Source organism: Aeromicrobium phragmitis (genome assembly GCF_003674095.1).
GTDB classification, from domain to species: Bacteria; Actinomycetota; Actinomycetes; order Propionibacteriales; family Nocardioidaceae; genus Aeromicrobium; species Aeromicrobium phragmitis.
Genome location: NZ_RDBF01000001.1, coordinates 113,539 through 133,669 on the forward strand (window position 1 = coordinate 113,539; position 20,131 = coordinate 133,669).

The following is a 20,131-nucleotide window of genomic DNA, read 5'->3' on the forward strand; positions in this document are numbered from 1 at the left end:
TCGACGTGACCGAGGAGCGGCCGGTTCACGCTCGGGGGCGGACGAGCAACAAGGCCGTCGCTAAGAGGACTGCCCCCGCTCTCGTGTGAGGGCGGGGGCAGTCGTTGGGGTGAGGTGGGTTAGACCTCGATTTCTTCGCGGCGGCGTGCCAGGACCAGGCTGGTCAGGCCGGCGGCGACCAGGAGCGCGGCTCCCAGGGCGACGATCGGTCCGACCGGCGATCCGGTCTTGGGCAAGCCGCCCGCGAGCCAGGCGAACGGGGCGCATGCGGTCGCCTCGTCTGTCAGGCCGTTGTGGGTGACGACGGCAACGTTGCGGAACCCACCGGGCCCATTGCCGCTGTCGGCGCACTTACCACCACCGATGGCCGCGACACCGTCGGCGACGGTGGAGTTCACGACCACCCGGAACGTATGACTGATCCCCGAGCCGAGTTCGACCTCGCCGGTCAGGGCGTTGACCTCATCGGTGAGGTCGGCGCCTTGTCCGGTGTAGGTGTCGAGCACCGGGACATTGCCGGGGTCGGTGTTGGACGCGGCAACCTTCTCGATCGCCACACCCTTGCCGAACCGCAGCTGATCGTGCAGCACGTACTCACCGGCGGCACCGCCGTCGTTGGTCACGACGATGTCGTAGGTGGTGGTGTAGTCCTGACCGTCCTTGACCGGGTCACCGACGAGCTTCTTGTCGAGGATGATCGACGGCAACTCAGCACAGGCCTGATCGTCCTCACGGTCGCCACGCGCATCGGTCATGGCGGAGGTGTTGTTGAACGCCCGATCCGCGTCGTCCCCATCGGGACCGCAACGGGTCGGATCCCCCTCACCGCTGCCGGCGCCGTCGAGCTGCAACGGCACATCCGCGACGACGGTCACTTCGTAGTAGTGCTCGGTGTAAGCCGGATCGTCGTTGGCCAACAACGGCACCTGGGCCGCGATCAGGACGTTGCCCTGACCATCCCACGCCGGGTCGGCCAACTGCACGCCGTCCGGAGCCTGCGACACCACGGCCGAAGCGATCTTCGCCTGCTCGGTGAAGTGCAGCGTGTCCTCGAGGCTGTAGCTCGTGGCGTACGGGAGGGTGTTGCCCACCGTGATGCCGTAGACGACCTGCCACTGACCATTGCCGATCGGCTCAGCCGACACGAGCGACTTCTCGTGCTCGGGATCACCATCGAGTTCGAACCCAGCAGGATCACAATTGATCGTCGGCGCGACCTGCGAGTCCTCCGGAGTGTCCGCAGTCGCACACGCGGTGTTCACCAGCGTCTGCGGCGTGTTCTCGTCGAGCACGATCTCGTACTCGTGCGTCTCCTCCTCGCCCGGAGCCAGCTCCTCGATCAAGTACTCACCGAGCTCGGGCTGCTTGTCATCGTCCAGCAGGAAGTTGCGCAGCGTGCCCTGGCCGGTGTTCTCGATCACGACCCGGTACTTGACCGTGTCACCCACCCGGAACTTCGGATAGTCCGTCACATCGTTCGCGTCACGCCAGTTCCCGTTCGAGTCCTGAACGTACTTCTTCAGGGCCGCGGAGTAGTAGTTGGCGACCGTGATGGGTGCCGAGGTGCGCATCACGAGCTCGGTGTGCCCGTCGCGTGCCTGCGCGCGGTTGACCAGGAGGTCGCCGCCCTTGACACCGTCGGTCTCGATGTTCACCGTGAACTGCTGCGTGGCACCGGGGGCCAGCTCCGGACCGATGACCCGGATCGCGGTCGCGTCCGGCGTGAACGTGGTCGACCAGATCGCCGACGGCGCGTTGCGTGCACCGTTGGTGGTGTGATCGGGGTCGTCGGACAGGGTCGTCGGGTCCTCGGTCGTGTAGTAGACCGTCGCACCGTTGACCGCGTCCACACCCGTGAGCGCGTAGTCGCCCACGAACGTCGTGCCGCGATCGTCACCGTTGAACGGCAGGATGTCGATCGTGTCGGTGTAGTCCTGCGGCAACGGATCGAACGACTTGAGGGTCACCGTCCACGACCCTTCGCCCACGCCGTCACCGGCGAGGTTCGGGATGAACGGCTTGTCGGCCGTCTTGCTGATCGACGTGTAACCGTTCGTACTGACCGTCACCTGCGCGGTCGCCGGACGCGAGGTCGACCCCTCCACCGAAGCGACGACGGAGTTCCGCAGGATCGAACCGGGCACGACCTCAGACCCGGCGACAGCCTGGTACGTCAGCGCGTGCTTGGCGTTCGTGGTCACGTTGTCGAGCGTCCACGTCAGCACCTGCTGACCCGAGCCGTTCGTGGTGACGACCGGCTCCGGATCGGCAGAGTCGGGCACGTAGGTCATACCGGCCGGCAGGGTGTCGACGATCTGGTAGTCGTCCACGGACTCCGGCAGGTTGGTGGCGACGTTCGCCGAGTAGTTCAGCGAGAACGTGGCCGGCACGCCCGGCTTGACCGTCGAGCGGTCCACCGACTTCTCGATGTACGGCGTCGCCACGACGATCTGAACAAGGTCCCGAGACGCCTGCATCGTGCAGGGGTAGCGCTTGCCGGGAGTCGGCGTCGCACAGATGTTGACACCGTTCGGGTTCCAGTCGCGTTCCGCCGTGGATTGCGTCTGCATGAAGTTCCACACGTCCTGGCCGGCCGCGACGTTGTCCTTGATGCGGTAATCGAGGATCAGCGAGGTGTGACCACCGGGGATGTTCGCCGCTTCGGCCTGACCCTGCGTCATCGTGACACGGACGGCCTTCACCGTCGTCGGATCGGCTGGCGGCGTGGTCGTCCAGCCTCCGGCGATGCCACAGGGGAATGCCTGCGGGTTGTAGCCGGCGTTCGAAGGATCGACCGTCGCGTGGTTGCCCACGAAGTACTCGATGACCGACCCGGGCACGGGGCTACCGGCCTGCACGCTCTGGAAATCGAGGTAGCGGGTGTCGAGCGGCGCGCACATGCCGATCGGCAGGGTGTCGTCGCGGTCGATACCGGGCAGGCCCGTCAGCAGGGTCTGGCGGACAGGCGTGCCGGGCGAGACGACATAGGTGTCGTCGTAGGGCGAGCCACCGGAACCGGTGTAGCCGCGCTGCCACGGCGAGGTGAAGGCGCCCGGGAAGAACCAGGTCTTCGACACCGTGTTGTTCGCGGGATCGTCCTGCGCAGTGGCCGCACCGGACGCCGACGTGTAGGTGGGGGCCGACGACTCCAGGGTCACGGAGCCAGCGCTGATGAGGTTGAGCCTCAGCCACACTGATCCGCTCGCGAGAGCGACCTGATCCGCCGGAAGAGCGGCCCCGGTCGAGTCCTTCGTCGCGGGATTCGCGGGGTCGTAGTCGATCCCGGTGAGGGTGAGCCGGAACGTGTTGGGACCCAGCTGCTGGATCATGCAATTGTCGACGGGCGACACCATCGAATCCGCCGGGTGGGCACCACCGGACCACGGATGGCCGTTCGCTGCACCCGAGGTAAACGGCGTGCAGCGCTGCGCGCCCACCGCGATGCTGCTGGCCGCGGGCGAGTCGATCGTCAAGTCATAGACCACCGTCTGGGGCCCGGCCTCGCTGCGCTTGTTCTTGCTCAGCGTCCACTGCAGGTCGAGGTCCGCCGTGGCGTTCGGCGTGCCAACACCGTCGAGGGTCACTCCGGACGTGGCGACCTCCCAGCGAATGTCCATGCCGAAGTCGTTGACGATCTCGATCGGCGTGAGGTCGGCTTCGCCGCCCTCGATGCTGCCTGAACCGATGAGCTGTGACCCGGTCTCGCCGTCGGCGACGATCGGCGTTTGCAGGACGTGAGCGGTGCCCTGGTCCTGGGTGCCGATGTTGCAGATGAGGGTCTTGCCGTCCTCGGAGATGCTCGAGACGGGGTCGACGCCCTCGACGAGGCACGAGTCGGGAAGCTCGTCGAACACGCCGTTCTCGATCGTCAACGTGAAGTTCACGTTGTCGACCGGCGCGTTGCTCGGTGCGGCAGCGCTGTCGTTGACGTTGACGCGCCACTCGGCGTTGACAACGTCGCCGCTCTTCACGGTGGTGGGCGTGTTCTCCGCCCAGCGGGCGTCAATCTCGTAGACCGGAGCCGCGCTGGCTGCCGTCGCGGCCCCGAGGGACCCTCCGACCACCGCGAGTGCCAGGGCCCCCGCTACCCAGCGGCGAGGCGATTGCCGCCTCGGCCGTCTACGCCATCCAGCAGGCCGCTTCACTTCGGCATGTGTTCCCCTTAGTTGACTGTCGTCAGCGCCACGGGTCACGTGGCGATACACGATCCGGAGCGTAGCGTCCTGGATAATCATTTGTCACCATGCCCATGGTTTCTTAGGAGAACGGCCTTTGGTGCACGAGAGGGTGACGGCCGGGTACACATTGCCGAAACTGCCCGCGAGAGAAGGGGGCGGTCGCTCGGCCGAGCGGCTGAAGCGCACTGTGATTTCACCCCGCCTTCACCCCGGTGTGCTGGACGCCACGAAAGAGGAGCGGTCCGTCGAGGGCGAGCTTGGACTCTTGCTTCACCAGGCTCGGTGGGCCGCGAACACCACGTATTCACTACGCTCCACGCGTTCTCGCTTGGATCCGATGACGTTGCGATGCTCGGTTCAGCAGAGCCAGGACTCTCCTTGAAGCTCCCTAGGACGAGGACTGCCCCCGCCCGGAATACGGGCGGGGGCAGTCAGTGGGGTGAGGTGGGTTAGACCTCGTTCTCTTCGCGGCGTCGTGCCAGGACCAGGGCGGTCAGGCCGGCGGCGACCAGGAGCGCAGCTCCGAGGCCGACGATCGGTCCGACCGGCGATCCGGTCTTGGGCAGGTCACCCTTGGCGAGCCAGGCGAACGGGGCGCAGGCAGTCGCCTCAGCCGTCAGGCCGTTGTGGGTCACGACCGCGACGTTGCGGAACCCACCGGGCCCGGTGCCGCCGTCGGCGCACTTGCCGCCCTCGATGGCTGCAGGGCCGTCGGTGACGGTGGAGTTCACGACCACCCGGTAGGTGTGCGCGACCTCCGAACCGAGCTCCACTTCGCCGGTCAGGGCGTTGACCTCGTCAGTGAGGTCGGCTCCCTGTCCGGTGTAGGTGTCGAGCACCTCGATGTCACCGGGGTCGGTGTTGGAGGCGGTGACCTTCTCGATCGTCACGCCCTTGCCGAACCGCAGCTGGTCGTGCAGGACGTACTCACCGGTGGCGCCGCCGTCGTTGGCCACGACGATGTCGTAGGTGGTGGTGTAGTCCTGGCCGTCCTTGACCGGGTCACCGGCGAGCTTCTTGTCGATGTCGATCGACGGAAGCTCAGCACACGCCTGATCATCCTCACGGTCGCCGCGGGCGTCGGTCATGGCCGAGGTGTTGTTGAACGCACGATCCGCGTCATCCCCATCGGGACCACAACGGGTCGGGTCACCCTCACCGGAGCCGGCGCCGTCGAGCTGCAACGGCACATCAGCGACCACGGTCACCTCGTAGTAGTGCTCGATGTAGGCCGGGTCGTTGTTGGCCAACAGGGGCACCTGCGCCGCGATCAGGACGTTGCCCTGACCATCCCACGCCGGATCAGCCAACTGCACGCCGACCGGAGCCTGCGTCACCTCGGTCGAGGCGATCTTCGCCTGGTCGGTGAAGTGCAGCGTGTCCTCGAGGTCGTAGCTGGTGGCGTACGGGAGCGTGTTGCCCACCGTGATGCCGTAGACGACCTGCCACTGACCATTCCCGATCGGCTCCGCCGAAACCAGGACCTTCTCGTGCTCGGGGTCACCGTCGAGTTCGAACCCGGCCGGGTCACAGTTGATCGTCGGCACGATCTGCGAGTCCTCCGGTGCGGGCGCGTCAGCGCACGCCGTGTTCACCACCGTCTGCGGAGTCGACTCATCGAGGACGATCTCGTACTCGTGGAACGCCTCCTCACCCGGGGCGAGTTCGTCGATCAGGTGCTCACCAAGCTCAGGCTGCTGGTCGTCGCGGAGCAGGATGTCCCGCAACGTGCCCTGACCGGTGTTCTCGACCACGATCCGATACTTGACCGTCTCACCGGGGCGGAACTTCGGGTAGTCGGTCACGTCGTCGGCGTCACGCCACTCACCATCGGCGTCCTGAACGAACTTCTTCAACGACGCGGAGTAGTAGTTCGCGACCGTGACCGGCGCCGAGGTGCGCATCACCAGTTCGGTGTGCTCGGCGCGAGCCTGCGCCCGGTTGACCAGGACGTCGCCGCCCTCGACCCCGTCGGTCTCGATGTTCACCGTGAACTGCTGCACCGCACCCGGCGCCAGCTCCGGACCGATCACCCGGATCGCCGTCGCGTCCGGCGTGAACGTGGTCGACCAGATCCCCGACGGCGCATTCCGCGCACCGTTCGTCGGATCATCCGGATCGTCGGACAACGTCGCCGGGTCCTCGGTCGTGTAGTAGACCGTCGCACCGGCGACCGCGTCCACACCCGTCAGCGAGTAATCACCCGCGAACGTCGTGCCACGACCATCACCATTGAACGGCAAGATATCGATCGTGTCGGTGAACGCCTGACTCGTCGGATCGAACGACCGCAACGTCACGGTCCACGACCCCTCGCCCACACCATCACCATTCACGTTCGGAATGAACGGAGTATCCGCCGACTTCCCGATCTCAGTCGTGCCCGACGTCGAGACGGTCACCTGCGCGGTGGCAGGTTGCGACGTGGCGTTCCCGAGGGAGGCGGTCGCGGTGTTGGTCAGGATCTCACCGGCCTGCACTCTGTCATCGGCAACAGCCTGGTAGGTCAAGGCGTGCTGCGCGTTGGTCGTCACGCCGTCCAGCTCCCAGGTCAGCACCTGCTGACCCGAACCATTGGTCGAGACCACCGGCTCCGGGTCCGCCGATCCGGCCACGTAGTTCATGCCGACTGGCAGTGTGTCGACGATGCGGAAATCGTCGACACTTTCAGGGATCTGTCCCGCCCCGTTAGCGGAGTAGTTGAGGGTGTAGGTCGCTGAGACGCCTGGGCGGACCACGCCGCGGTCCGCCGACTTCTCCACGCGCGGTTCGGCGACGATGATCCGCACGATGTCACGACGTCCCTGTGTGGTGGGGTACCGCGCGCCGGGTGTCGGTGTCACGTTTCCGGTGTTGGCCGCGGTCCAAACGCCGTTGACCTGCCGTGAACCGAACATCCAGACATCGGTGCCCGGGGGCACGTCCTCATTCACGGTCACGAAAGTAGCGAGCTGGAAGCCGACCGCCTCCTGATCGGCGAACAGCGTGGCCGGGAACGTCCAGCGCACTGCCTTCACAGCAGCGTCGTTGTCCGCTGGCGGATTCGTGGTCCATCCGGTCGTCCCGGCACAGGTGAACAAGTCCGGGTTGTACTGGGGGCTGTTGGGGTCCACGAGCGGGTCGGTTCCCACGTAGTACTCGATGACACCAGGGGCAGGCGCAGGCAGGGTCCTGAAACCACCAGCTGCACCCTGCACCCACACCTCAGTCGGACGACTGGAGTCGTAGGTCACGTACTGGCTGTCCAACGTGGTGCACATGCCAGGGGTGTTCGTTGCTTGAAGGTAACCGGGCTGCATATAGGTATCCATCTGCAGCTGCGTCCCCGGAGCGACACGGTAGGCGTCATTCCACCGGTCACCGTATCCGCCGGAGTCCGTGTGGCCACGGTTCCAGCTGGCACTCCAGCCACCGGGGCGCGTGTACGGCGAGTTCGTCGAGTTGTTGTCTTCGATGTCCGCGAACTGTGCGCCCGTGGGTGAAACCCATGTCACCGGCGACATCTCCAGCGTCGTACTGCCCGCCGCATTGGTTTGCACACGGAAGGTCAGCAGACCGCTGGCCACGTAGTCCCAGTCGGTCGGCAGCGGGTTGCCCTGTCCACCGTTGGCCGTGCTCGAGTCGTGGGTTGGCGGCGTTGCCAATTCGTAGTCGATGCCCCTCAGCGTGACGTCGAAGACGCCAGGCTGACCGGCGACGGGCGTGATCACGCAGTCGTCGACGAAGTTCGTCCACTGAGAACCGGTCTGAGTGCCCGACCACGGGTGGCCGCCAGCGCTACCGGAATCGAATGCCGAGCAACCCTGCGGGGTGATCGTGCCGGCAGTCGGGGTCGTGGTCACGCGGAAGGTCACCTCGTCGGGGCCAGCTTCAGATCCCACGCCGAGTCGGAGCGACCACGGATAGCGCACGGTGGCGTACGTAGGATTCGCCGGGTCATCCCACTGAGCCGGGAGCGAGGTCACCCAGTGCATGTCCATGCGGAACGGGTTTTGGATCTCGATCGGCTCAATCTCATCGGTCTGACCTTCGATATCCCCGGTCATGGAGATCTCGCTGCCAGAAGGTCCGTCGACGATGACGGGGACCATCACCATGACGGCCGTGCCCTGGTTCTGGGTGCCGAGGTTGCACGTGAGGGTCTTGCCGTCCGCGGAGATGCTCGACGCAGTATCGACACCCGTGGTGAGGCACAGGTCGGGGATGGAGGCGATGCGGCCGTTCTCAACGGTGGTGGTAAAGGTGACGTCGTCGACGGGCTCGTTGCTCGGTGCCTCAGCGCTGTCGTTGACGTTGACTCGCCACTCGGCGTTGACCACATCACCGGACGCGACCACATCGGTCGGCGTGCCGGGGGCCCAGCGGCCGTCGATTTCGTAGACCGGCGCTGCGCTGGCTGCCGTGGCGGCCCCAAGCGAGGCGCCGACGACCGCGAGTGCCAGGGCCCCCGCTACCCAGCGGCGAGGCGATTGCCGCCTCGGCCGTCTACGCCATCCAGCAGGCCGCTTCATACGTTCCCCTTTATCGTCAGGACCACGAGTGGACGTGGTAATACAGACGAACCGGAGCGTAGTGTCTCAACTAGTCGTTTGTCACTATGCCCATAGATTAGGTGAGGAACTCTTCATGTTTCAGCAGCGAGAGTGGTCCTCGGAGCGGCGCTGACAACCTGCTGGAAGTTCAACAACAGCAGCGGCAGCTGCCCGAGTGGGGACATTACTGGCTCCGACGAAAACTTCACCCCAGCTTCACCCCGAGCCGGAGCGTCGCTGAGGGCGGGATAGCGGTTCGGCCCGCCTCAGCCCGTCCACTCGACTGAGGCGTTCAGCAGCTCGGGGTACCTGCTCTGGGCGAAGGTCACGAACTCGTCGATGTGCTTCTCCATCGCGGCAGCCGCGGCCCGGGGATTGCCCCGCGTGATCGCCTCGTACATCTGCACGTGCAGTCGATGGACGTCGACGCAGCGCGACCTGAGGTAGTCGGTTCCGGCGACCGAATGATCGAGGATGCTCCACAGCGCGTCGACGAGATAGCTCAGCAGCGGGTTCCCGGCGGCCTCCGCCAGCACCTCATAACTGCGAGCCCGCTCCTCGAGGAAGCGTTCCTGATCGTCGAGGGAGTCGCCCATGGAGTCGAGGTGGGCGGCGAGGTCGTTGAGCTGTTTCTCGTCGATGCGTTCCGCGGCCAAGCGCACCATATGCGGCTCGAGGACGCGAAGAGACTCCACGACCGAGTCCAACGGGGCCTCCGCGAACTGCAGGAGCAGGCTCAGCGCGCCCCCGACGAGGCTCGAGTCCGGCTGTTCGACGGCCGGCCCGCCCTTGGGGCCGGGCCGCATGCTGATGACCCCTTGGAACTCCAGCAGCCGCAGCGCCTCACGAAGCGTCGCGCGGCCGATCTGATACGTCTCGAGCATCTCCCGCTCGGGCGGGAGTCGATCGCCTGCTCGTTTACCGCTGCGGTTGATGTCGGCGACAATGCGCTGCGCCACCAGTAGTGCGGTCTTCTGCGGGCGTATGGGCCCAGCCATCATGCTCTCCTCCACAGTGCTTCGAGGACACGTCTTTGCCCGGGCAGGGCTCCGCCGGTTGCGGAGCCGTCAATGCCCCGACGCTGCAACCCGAGGGAGGAGGTGGCGCGCCTGAGGGACGGAGTGTCCGGAGAGCCCAGGATCGCTGGGCTCGTTGCGAGTCTGACACCCGTCGACAAGGGAGACGAGGGGGTGAGATGGACCCGGCACGGCGGGTCACCAAGCGTTTTCCGCTGCGCTTGCAGCGCGTTCATGCGCACCTGCCCGTTGGTGCCGCGAGGTCAGGGCGATGGGATGGCGTCCGTTTTTCGCCCCGAACATCACCCCGCGCGGGGCAATCCGGCCGCAGTCAGTCGCGGTGGCGCTGGTGGCGGACGACGTCGTGGCGTCCGTCCAGATGCGAGACCTCGTCGTGCAGGCGGGCCATCGTGCGGTCGAGATGATCGGCGACGATCGCCGCCTGCCGCAGCTCGTCGCGGAGCCGCGCGGGGATCTCGCCCTCGTACTTGTAGTAGATCTTGTGCTCGAGGCTGGCCCAGAAGTCCATCGCGATGGTGCGGATCTGCACCTCGACGTACACGAGCTCGGTGCGGTCGGACAGATAGACCGGCACCTGCACGATGAGGTGCAGGCTCTGGTAACCGTTCGGCTTGGGCTCGACGATGTAGTCCTTGACCTCCGCGACCGTCACGTCGGGCTGGCTGGTCAGCATGTCGGCGATCCAATACGCGTCGGCGACGAACGAGCAGGTGATGCGCACGCCCGCGATATCGCGGATGCGCTCGCCGACCGAGTCCAGGTCGCGGGGGCAGTTGGTGCGCTCGATCTTCGCCAGCAGGCTGTCCATCGACTTCAGCCGCGTCCGCACGTGCTCGATCGGGCTGTACTCGTGGGTGTGCTCGAACTCCTCGCGGAGGATGTTGATCTTGGTCTCGAGCTGGTCCAGGGCGAACTGATACTTCAGCTGGAAAGCGACGAGCCGCGTCTGCAGGTCCCGAAGCGCCGACCGCGCGTCCTCGGTGATCCGCTCGGGAAGGCCCCGCAGTGTCGGCAGCGTCTCCGGGAGCGCCTCGTACTGGGGTTCGGCCTCGTTCACGGTGTCCTTCTCTATCTGCAGGGCCGTCTGCCACCCCGACGGCGCCACGGCGAGCTTAGCGATGGTGCCCAACGCTCGGACTGCCGAAACCGGACTTTCTCATTACGGTCGTGAGATGGCCACGACGACACGCACGGGTTCCCAGCGGGCCCTCCCCTGGGCCGTCCTCGCCGCCTCCGTCCTTCAGGCGGCAGCCCCGATCGTGCCGTTCGCCGGCGCCGGTGAGACGCCCGCGGGCTCCGGTACCGACCTGCGCATCGAGCCGGCCGGCTACGCGTTCAGCATCTGGAGCCTCATCTACCTGCTCTCGATCGTCTACGCCGTCGTCGTAGTGACGAAGCGGACCACCGGGACGGCTGCGCCGGCGCGTCTGCAGCGCGACCTGCTCGGCGGCTACCTCGGCGCTGCGCTGTGGATCGCGGTGTCGGCTGCGGACATCAGCTGGGCCACGGCACTGGTGCTCGTGGTCATGACCGTGCTGCTCGTCGACGCCGTCCTCGTCGTCGCCCGGCCCGTGAGCGCGGACGACGGTCCGGGCTGGGTGACCGTGCTCGCGCGGGTGACGGTCGGCATCTACGCCGCCTGGGTCACGGTCGCGGTGTTCCTCAACCTGGCGTCGGCGGCCGCGGCCTATCTCGACGCTGCGGACCCGGACGCCCTCGGCTGGCAGCTGGCAGTCCTCGTCGTCACCGTGCTGGTCGCGCTCGCGATCACCGCGAAGGTCGGCGCGAGCACGCCCACGTACGCGCTCACCCTGCTGTGGGCGTTCGTGGGCGTGCTCGTCACCGCGTGGAGAGGGTCGACCGTCCTCGTCGCCCTCAGCGTCGCGACGCTGGCCGCCGTCCTCGCGGTCCAGGCTTTCGCCCTGACCCGCCGCTGACCTGGAGGGCCGCTGCCCCTGCGACCGTGGCGATGACCACCGCCCCGGCCACCGCGAGCGTGCCCGCCCCTGACGTCTCGGCGGGCGTCTGGCTCGCCGGCGCGAGGTCGGGATCGAGCGTCGCGGCGGTCGCCACGAAGCGCGGCGCGGGCTCGGGGTCGTCGTCCGCGGACCCGGTCCACGCGTATCCCTCGCCGTTCTCGCACTCCTGCTCGCTGGGGAACAGCAGGGTGGTGCCGGGCGCCCCGGAGAGCCTCAGCTGGGCGGTGAACTGCGCGGTGTCGCCGTCGGCGATGCCCGGACCCGACCACCGGATGGTGCCGTCGTCGGCGGTCGCCGTCCAACCGTCCGGAGCCCCGAACTCGTCGCCGACGATCTGGGCGCCCTCCGGCATCGAGACGGCGAGCGCCGTCGTCGGCGATCCGTCGCAGCCGTGGTCGAAGGAGAAGGTGACCGTGACGCTGCCGTTGCCTTCGGGGTCCACCGCGTCGACCAGCACGTGCGCGGACGCCGGCGCGGCGACGAGGGTGAGTGCGGCGCTCAGCGCGCCGATGATGACGAGTCGTCTCATGGGATCTCCACCTCTCCGCTGACGACCGGTGCTTCGAACTGGCTCAGACGCACCGACAACCGGAGCGTCCACGTTCCCGAGAGCGGGAAGTCGGCCGTGGCCTCGTACCTCCCTGCCCCGGTCGAGGACAACGGACGGTCGAACGGCCCGATGTCCGAGGCCTCGAGGGCCACCGACAGTTGCGGCGCCTCCTCGAGGTCGAGCGGCTGCCCGTCCGCGTCGGTGAGCGCGACCTCGACGGCGTTCACACCGCGCTCGCCCGGGGTCACCCGGATCTCGGCGGTCGCGTCCTCCCCCACGTCGAGCACGAGCGCCGTCGGTTCGGGTTCGTCCGCAGCTGCCGAAGGAGTCGACACCGGCGGAGCCGCCCCCACGAGAGCGCTCGTCAAACCCACGACGACGGCCAGGAGCGCGGCTTCGGCCGCCAAGGTCCGCCGCAGGGTGCGGGCGGCGTCCTTGCTCTGCTCGACCCGCGGCACCAAGGTGCGCCGGTTCCAGCCGCCGATCGCCGCCACGATCACCGTCGCGGCGAGCTTGGCGAGCACCAGTCGGCCGTACGTCGTCTCCCACAGGCCCTCGATCGAGCCCGCGATCCGCCAGTACAAGGCGGCCGCGGTCAGGCCCAGCAGGAGGACCGCCCAGGCGGCGAGCGACGAGAACCGGCTCACCGTCTCGGCCGCATCGGTGGTTCGCGGGCGTGAGCGCAGCACGATCAACAGGCCGATGACGCCGCCGATCCAGGTCGCTGCGGCGGCGACGTGGAGGAGGTCGGCGGCGAGCACCAGCCAGAAAGGTCCGTAGCTGCGGGTGTGCCCGACGATGATGAGCGACCCGAGGGTCAACCCGATCGCGCCGCCCGTCAGCGGGGCGTGCCGGAGCCGAAGGGCGAACCAGCCGATCGCGACGCCGAGCGCCACCAGGCTGGCGGCCGCGACGGCCGGTCCGGACCGCGTGAACGCGGAGGCGGCCGCGGACAGCCCCTCCCCGGACTCCCACAGGGCGGTGAGCGGGACGAGGGCAATGGCCCCGACCACGGCCGCGAGACCGGCGATCAGCGTTCCGCGCAGGAGCCGACCGCGCAGCGCGTCGTCGCGCCGGGTGACCGGTGTCGCGAGGACCGCGACGAACACCGCGAGCCCGGCGAACAGCAACACCCCGGCGTACCGCACGAACTCGGCGATCCCCTTGAGCAGGGTCACCTCCCGCTCGGCCTGCACCACCGGCACGGTCACGACGTTCTCGCTAGGCGCGCCGACCGAGAACGTGATGCCGCCGGTGACCGGATGGCTGTCGGCGGAGATGACGCGCCAGCTCAGCACGTAGGTGCCGTCGCCGAGTTCCTCGCCGGGGGTGATCTCCAGCGCGTCGTCGCGGACCACGAACTCGGCGTCGACGGGGTCACCTTGTGCGTCGAACAACTGGTTTCCAGCCGCGGCCAGCGAGACCGGCTCGTCGAAGCGCGCGGTGATCATCTCCGGCGCGGTCGCCACGACCTGGCCGTCGGCCGGGTCGGTCTCCACGAGGTTCGCGTGGGCCTGCACCGGTGCTGGGATGAGCACCAGGAACAGCCACGCGACCAGCCCGGCGAGGAGTCCTCGCCGGGCCAGCTGCGCGGTCACGAGGAGCGCCGCGTCCGGACGAGTGCGGTGCCGCCGGCGGCGAGGCCGAGCGCGCCGAGCACGACTCCGATCCAGCCCGCGACGCCGGAGGCGTCGGAGTCGTCCTCCGGGTCAGCGGCGGCGTCGTCCGCGGACTCACCGCCGTGGCCGTCGCCTTCGGAGGCGGTCAGCTCGATGAACGGAGCCGGACTGTCGGGTTCCGGTTCGCCGTCCTCGTACGTCTGAATCCAGGCGTTCTCGCCTTCCTCGCAGCTCTGGATGACGGGGAAGACGAGCTTGTCGCCGTCCTCCCCCGGCAGCTGCAGCGACAGGGCGAGGGTGTCGCGAAGACCGTCGGGGACGGGGCTTTTGGCGGTGTAGACGACCTGGTCCACGCGCTCGGTGTACTGGCCGCCGTGGCCGTCGTCGACGGGCTCGTCGAGCGTCTCCATGACCTTCTCCACGTCCCAGTTCGGGTTGATCGTGGGCGTCACGGTGACGATCTCGTCGGGAATGTCGATCGCGACCTGCGTGGTGGGCGACTCGCCGCATCCGTGCCCGAAGGCGAAGGTGAGGACCGAGTACGAGCCGGCCGCGGTCGTGGACGGCGTGACCGTCACGTGAGCGGACGCGGCGCCGGCTCCGGCGATGAGGAGGGCGAGAGTGGTGCCGCCGACGAGGGCAGCACGGGAACGAAGAGTGTGCATGAGAATCCTTGCTGAGTGAGGCCTGCGCGGGCAGGCAGGACGTCGATCCGAGGACCGGTGGGACGAAGGCTCAGCAGGCCGGGGGACCGCGCCGCGGCAGGACCCGCGGCGGGCAACCCACCGGGACCGCCCGGTGAGTGAGGTCGAGACGCGGCAGCCGGGTCACCGGCAGCGTCACCGAATTCTCGAACGCCATCAGGACGCGGGTCGCCCAGCGCCACAGGCGCCACCACAACCGCTCGCCGTACGCGAGCCCCAGGGACGTCCCCACGGTGGCGACGACGTGGGCGATGAGCATCAGCACGGAGATGTGGTCGTGCCCGGTGAGGTAGACGCTCAGCTCGTGCACCGCGACCTGCGCCGCGCCGATCACGGCGAGCAGCGCCAGGACGTTCCAGCGCGTGCCGGAGAAGACCAGCACGAGCGCGGCGACCGCGAGCGCGACGGGCGCGAGCGCCAGGAGCGGCGGCGGCGTTCCGTGCCCGACGACGTGCGCACCGACGGCGACGGCGGTGACGGCGAAGCCGACCGCGGTCGCCCGCAACCCCCGCGCGAGCGGAGCAGTCGGTGCGATCATGGCGCCATCGTACGGTGGCTCGAGCTTCCGGGCAGGGTGCGGGTTCAGGCCCTGGCCAGCGCCCGCCCGGCCGCGCGTCCGGAGAAGATGCATCCGCCGAGGAAGGTGCCTTCGAGCGCGTTGTAGCCGTGCACGCCTCCGCCGCCGAAGCCGGCCACCTCGCCCGCGGCGTACAAACCGGGGACGGGGCTACCGTCGCGGCCGACGACCTGGGAGTCGAGGGTCGTCTGCAGACCGCCGAGCGTCTTGCGCGTCAGGATGTTGAGTCGGACCGCGATGAGCGGACCGTGGTCGGGATCGGTGAAGCGGTGCGGAGGTGCGACCCGCAGCAGCTTGTCGGTGCGCGAGCGTCGGGCGTTCGCGATGGCCATGAGCTGGAAGTCCTTCGAGAACCCGTTGGTCAGCTCGGCGTCGCGGGCGAGGATTTGCCGTTCGACGAGCCCGGCGTCCAGCTGCGGGCCCCGCGGCGTCTCGTCGCTGGCGACGATGTTGTTCATCCCGGCGACCAACTCGGCGACGGTGTCGGCGACGACGAAGTCGATGCCGTGCTCCTTGAACGCCTCGACCGGTCCCGGCGCCCCCTTGGCCAGTCGGCTCTTGAGCATGAACTTCAGGTCCTTGCTCGTGATGTCCGGGTTCTGTTCCGAGCCCGACAGCGCGAACTCCTTCTCGATGATCGACTGCGTGAGCACGAACCAGGAGTAGTCGTATCCGGTCTCGAGGATCGCGCGCAGCGTGCCGAGGCTGTCGAAGCCGGGGTAGTTCGGCGCGGGGAAGCGCTGCCCGGTCGCGTCGAACCACATCGAGCTCGGACCGGGGATGATGCGGATGGCGTGGTCAGCCCACACGGGGTTCCAGTTGTGGATGCCCTCGGTGTAGTGCCACATGCGGTCGCGGTTGACGATCCGGCCGCCCGCCTGCGCGGTGATCGCGAGCATGCGGCCGTCCACGTGCGCGGGGACGCCGGAGATCATGTACCGCGGCGCCGGGCCGAGGCGATCGGTGGGCCAGTTCGCCCGGATCAGGTCGTGATGATGGCCGATGCCGCCCGAGGTGACGACGACCGCCGGGGCGCGCAGCTCGAAGCCGTCGATCTCATCACGGTTGGACGCGGCGCCACGCGGCGCCGCATCCGGTGCCAGTTGCGTTCCGCGCACCCCGACGACCGCGCCGTCCTCGACGACGAGGTCGTCGACCCGATGGCGGAAGCCGAACTCGACCAGGCCTCTGCGCTCGGCCTCGAGCACCGGCTCGGCGAACACGCGCACGACCTCCGGGCCCGTCCCCCAGGTCAGATGGAAGCGCGGCACCGAGTTGCCGTGCCCCAGGGCGTCGCCGCGGCCGCGCTCGGCCCAGCCCACGATGGGCAGCACTTTGAGACCCAGTGCCCGCAGGTACTCGCGCTTCTCGCCGGCGGCGAACCGCACGTACGCCTCGGCCCACTGGCGTGCCCAGACGTCCTCGTCGTCGAGCCGGTCGAAGCCGGCAGAGCCCTGCCAGTCCTGCCACGCGAGTTCGAAGGAGTCCCGGATCCCCATCCGTCGCTGCTCGGGCGAGTCGACGAGGTACAGGCCGCCGAGCGACCACCAGGCCTGCCCGCCGAGATTCTCCCGGCTCTCCTGATCGAGGACGAGCACGCGCTTGCCGGCGCGGCTCAGCTCGTAGGTGGCGACGAGGCCCGCGAGGCCGGCGCCGACGACGATGACATCGGGATCGTGCATGTCACTCCTGGAGGACGGGCCACACGAGCGCGGCCAACTGGTCGACCGCGGCGGCGACGTCCTCCGCGGTGTGGGTCAACGGGATCGCGATCGCCAAGCCGTCCACGACGCTGATGACGACACGCAGCAGCGCCCGCAGACGCTCCGGGTCCAGGTCGAACCCGGCATAGAGCGCGGCCGCCTCACCCATGAGGACGCGATGGTAGGCCTCGGTCGCGGGCTGCAGTTCCGCCCGGAGAGCCTCGTCGGTACGGGCCGCGAGCATGAGCTCGTGCCACGTCCGGTTCTCGGGCGAGGCGCCCAGCGCGACGAGTTCGGCCAGCGCCTCGCGCAGTTCGGCCCGCGAGGCCACCGGCCCACGAACGCGGCGGGCGAAGGCCGCTCCCTGCCGGCGGGCGACCTCCTCGGCCGCCGCGGCCAGTACGGCACGTCGGCTCGGGAAGTGCCGGAACAACGCGCCTTGGCTGACACCCGCTCGCGCACAGACGGCCGCGGTGGTCGTTCCGGCATACCCGGCCTCGTCGAGCGAGGCGATCGTGGCGTCGAGCAACCGCGCGATCGTCTGCTCGCGGCGCTCCGTCTGCGTGGGCACCTCAGGAGCATGGCAGATCGAACGAGCAAAAGAAAGCGACTGCTCGCTTTGTGCGCTGCAGGTCGCTCGGCGTGACACTCCGGATTGAATTCGGAATACGTTCTGAACTACACTGAAAGCATGGCTACCGCGGCTCCCACTCGAAGTGTCTTCCAGTCCTCCGATCTCAGCCGCTCAAGCGCGGAAGTCTTCGCGGCAGCAGCCGACCATCCGGTTGAAGTGACGCGCCGCGATGGTGAGTCCCTGGTCCTGATGTCGAAGGGTGCCGACCGTTCCCGTGATGCCCTGCTCGAACTCGCTGCCCAGCTGATCGCCGTCGCCACGAGCACGGAGCGAACTCTCGCTGAACGCATGAGTGATCGGTTCCCCTGGATGCTCGCGCTCTCCCACGACGACCGGGCTCTGTGTGCAGAACAGATCCTGTCCGCCGCGCGAGCGTCATTCGCTACGGGGCAGGCGCATCTAGCGATTGCCGAGCTGACCGCCTGGAAGGAAACCGCGTCCGCCTTGGCCGCAGGGCTCGGTCGGGTCGACGTGGAGTGGCTCGACGACGACGAACCAGTCGCGCGTCCCTGAAGGATGGCCAGGAGTCACAGAGTTGCGCGTCCAACTAAGAGGAGCGAGTACGAGCTCTACTTCGCTTCCACAAATGCACGCAAGGGTTGGACAGACCTCATCGCCACGATCCGCGGACCGTTGGCCGACACCTGGGACTTCCTCACGAAAAGCCCACTCGAGGTGACACCGACCAACTACCCGCTCAAAGGCGAACTCGGCGTAGTGCAGCGTGAGGGCCGATCGCACGAGCGGTGGCAGCATAAGCCCACCGCGAGGGGATCGGCGCGGATTTGGTTCTACGTCGAGGGAAACACGGTGTACCTCGAGCAAGTGCACACAAGTCATCCCCACCAGACGAAGTAGCACCGCTCAGCGCAAGATGCCGTCGTGGAGCGCGCGGAGCACCGCGTTCGTGCGGTCTCGGGCACCGAGCTTAAGCAGGATCGTCGAGACGTGGTTCTTGACCGTCCCCTCGGCAAGGAACAATGCCTCGGCGATGTGGCGGTTGCTGTAGCCGCTGGCCACCAGCCGCAGCACCTCCAGCTCCCGCTCGGTCAGCTCTTGCGCCGGTGGGGCTTCCGCGCCCACCGGCGAGGGGCCGGAGCGGATGGCCCGCAAGAGCCGGTCCGTGATCGAGGGCGCGATCAGCGTTCCGCCGTCAGCGAGGGTGCGGACGGCATGGGCGAGCTGATCGAGCGTCACGTCCTTGAGCAGATAGCCACGGGCGCCGGCACGCAACGCGTCGAGCACGAGGGCGTCATCGTCGAACGTGGTCAGTACGAGCACCGGGATATCGACCCCGCGCTCGCGCAACTGCTCGAGCGCCCAGATGCCGTCGCGTTGCGGCATCCGCAGGTCCATCAGCACGACGTCCGGAGCGCTCGCATCGATCACCGCGAGCGCCGCCTCCCCGTCGTCGGCCTCGCCCACCACGTCGATCTCGGCGAGTTCGAGCAGGCTGCGGATGCCCTGGCGCACGAGCGTCTGATCGTCCACGACCACGACCCGCGTCATCGCGCCGGCACCCATGCGTGGACCCGGAAACCGCGCGTCCCGTCGTACTCCACACCTCCCCCGAGGGCTTCGAATCGTTCGGCGAAACCTCGCAGCCCGTTACCGGGGGTGACCTCCGCCGCACCGCGGCCGTCGTCCTCGGCGCTGAGCCGTACGACCGACCCGTCACGCTCGACGCGGACCCAGAGTTCTTGCGCCTCCGCATGCCGCAGCGTGTTCGTCACGACCTCCTGCACGGCACGCACGAGCGCCGCAGCCTGCTCCTCATCGACCGTGACGTCCTCGTCGACGAGGAGATCGACGTCGAGGCCGGGCACGTCCTTGGCGATGCGCGCCAACGCGTGCCGCAGATCGGTGGCGGGCTGTTCCCGCAGTTGCCCCACCGTGACGCGCACGTCGGAGAGCAGGCTCCGAGCCATCTCACCGGCGCGTTCCACGTGGGGTCGCGCGTCGGCCCCATCGCGGTGCCGCGCCGCCTCCAGCTCCAGCGAGAGCACCGTGAGTTGATGGCCGACGAGATCGTGCAGCTCGCGGGAGATGCGAAGCCGCTCGGCGGCCCGGGCCGCCGATTCCAGCAGCACGGTCGCCGTCTGGAGGTCGACGTGAGCCTCGGCCAGCTCACGCCGGAGTCGTTGCTCCCGCAGGATCGCCTGGACGCTGAGCACCGAAGCCACCTGGATCAAGGCGTAGAAACCGCCCATGATGAGCGGCTCGACCCACCCTCGACCGACGGTGTGCAGCGCCACGACGAGGGTGTTGAGCGCGATGACCACCAGGTTCGCCGGGAGGCGGATGATCTCCGGTCCCAACGCGGCCACCACCACCAGCAGGACGGGCAAGAGCCCCGCGCCGGAGGAGCCGAGCACGACCGCCCAGGAGAGCACCACGGCCGCGGCGTACGCACCGATCCGAAACTCTCGCCGGACGCTGAAGACCACCACGAGGATGGCGACGAAGACGCCGACGAACGCGCTCGTCCACGCGATGGTGCCGATCCTCGGTTCCACCGCTCCGAGGAGGACGGGCAGACCGACGCCGACGGAGACGACGAGCATGACGAGCCCGGACCATCCGTCGGGCCCCAGACGTCGCATGGCTCCAGCGTAGGC

General features: G+C 68.2%; 14 protein-coding genes. 2 read left to right on the plus strand and 12 right to left on the minus strand.

Annotation, left to right across the window (positions count from 1 at the left end; translation table 11 throughout):
- Nucleotides 1–119: 119 nt before the first annotated feature.
- The 4 genes from D9V41_RS00540 to D9V41_RS00555 all read right to left on the minus strand — a co-directional run bounded on the left by D9V41_RS00540 (nt 120) and on the right by D9V41_RS00555 (nt 10,804).
- Nucleotides 120–4,064 (minus strand): DUF7507 domain-containing protein, encoded by a 3,945-nt coding sequence (locus tag D9V41_RS00540; protein WP_208006671.1) that lies wholly within the window; start codon nt 4,062–4,064, stop codon nt 120–122.
- Nucleotides 4,065–4,627: 563 nt separating this feature from the next.
- Nucleotides 4,628–8,689 (minus strand): DUF7507 domain-containing protein, encoded by a 4,062-nt coding sequence (locus D9V41_RS00545; protein ID WP_121792591.1) that lies wholly within the window; start codon nt 8,687–8,689, stop codon nt 4,628–4,630.
- A gap of 287 nt (nt 8,690–8,976) precedes the next feature.
- A complete protein-coding gene (locus tag D9V41_RS00550; protein WP_208006672.1) occupies nt 8,977–9,708 on the minus strand; it encodes a FadR/GntR family transcriptional regulator in 732 nt (243 codons plus the stop codon).
- 349 nt (nt 9,709–10,057) lie between these two features.
- Nucleotides 10,058–10,804, minus strand: coding sequence for a GTP pyrophosphokinase (locus tag D9V41_RS00555; protein ID WP_243697101.1), 747 nt, complete (start codon nt 10,802–10,804; stop codon nt 10,058–10,060).
- Nucleotides 10,805–10,919: 115 nt separating this feature from the next.
- Here D9V41_RS00555 and D9V41_RS00560 point away from each other — a divergent pair, with 115 nt between their 5' ends.
- Nucleotides 10,920–11,684, plus strand: a complete 765-nt coding sequence (locus tag D9V41_RS00560) for an MFS transporter (protein ID WP_121792592.1) — start codon at nt 10,920–10,922, stop codon at nt 11,682–11,684.
- Here D9V41_RS00560 and D9V41_RS00565 read toward each other — a convergent pair.
- The 6 genes from D9V41_RS00565 to D9V41_RS00590 form a co-directional block, all read right to left on the minus strand.
- Nucleotides 11,623–12,255, minus strand: coding sequence for a DUF1775 domain-containing protein (locus tag D9V41_RS00565; protein WP_121792593.1), 633 nt, complete (start codon nt 12,253–12,255; stop codon nt 11,623–11,625). The two genes, D9V41_RS00560 and D9V41_RS00565, sit on opposite strands and share 62 nt — an antisense overlap.
- Nucleotides 12,252–13,874, minus strand: coding sequence for a copper resistance CopC/CopD family protein (locus tag D9V41_RS00570; RefSeq protein ID WP_121792594.1), 1,623 nt, complete (start codon nt 13,872–13,874; stop codon nt 12,252–12,254). The genes D9V41_RS00565 and D9V41_RS00570 overlap by 4 nt, the downstream gene beginning before the upstream one ends.
- The gene (locus tag D9V41_RS00575) at nt 13,871–14,560 is read right to left on the minus strand and encodes a YcnI family copper-binding membrane protein (protein WP_121792595.1); all 690 of its coding nucleotides are present in this window, start codon (nt 14,558–14,560) and stop codon (nt 13,871–13,873) included. Before D9V41_RS00575 ends, D9V41_RS00570 begins: the two co-directional genes overlap by 4 nt.
- A gap of 70 nt (nt 14,561–14,630) precedes the next feature.
- Nucleotides 14,631–15,137: a hypothetical protein gene (locus D9V41_RS00580; protein WP_121792596.1), complete on the minus strand. Its 507-nt coding sequence runs from the start codon at nt 15,135–15,137 to the stop codon at nt 14,631–14,633.
- 44 nt (nt 15,138–15,181) lie between these two features.
- Nucleotides 15,182–16,858, minus strand: a complete 1,677-nt coding sequence (locus D9V41_RS00585; protein ID WP_121792597.1) for an FAD-binding dehydrogenase — start codon at nt 16,856–16,858, stop codon at nt 15,182–15,184.
- A gap of 1 nt (nt 16,859) precedes the next feature.
- A complete protein-coding gene (locus D9V41_RS00590; protein WP_166375843.1) occupies nt 16,860–17,450 on the minus strand; it encodes a TetR/AcrR family transcriptional regulator in 591 nt (196 codons plus the stop codon).
- An 84-nt stretch (nt 17,451–17,534) separates the two neighbouring features.
- Between D9V41_RS00590 and D9V41_RS00595 the strand changes: the two genes are divergently transcribed.
- Entirely contained in the window at nt 17,535–18,026 is a 492-nt protein-coding gene (locus D9V41_RS00595; RefSeq protein WP_208006673.1) for a hypothetical protein, read from the plus strand.
- Nucleotides 18,027–18,377: 351 nt separating this feature from the next.
- Here D9V41_RS00595 and D9V41_RS00605 read toward each other — a convergent pair whose 3' ends face one another.
- Nucleotides 18,378–19,022 (minus strand): response regulator, encoded by a 645-nt coding sequence (locus D9V41_RS00605; protein ID WP_121792999.1) that lies wholly within the window; start codon nt 19,020–19,022, stop codon nt 18,378–18,380.
- Nucleotides 19,019–20,116 carry a sensor histidine kinase gene (locus D9V41_RS00610; RefSeq protein WP_208006674.1) on the minus strand — a complete coding sequence of 366 codons (1,098 nt, stop codon included), beginning with the start codon at nt 20,114–20,116 and terminating at the stop codon, nt 19,019–19,021. Before D9V41_RS00610 ends, D9V41_RS00605 begins: the two co-directional genes overlap by 4 nt.
- Between the last annotated feature and the right edge of the window lie 15 nt (nt 20,117–20,131).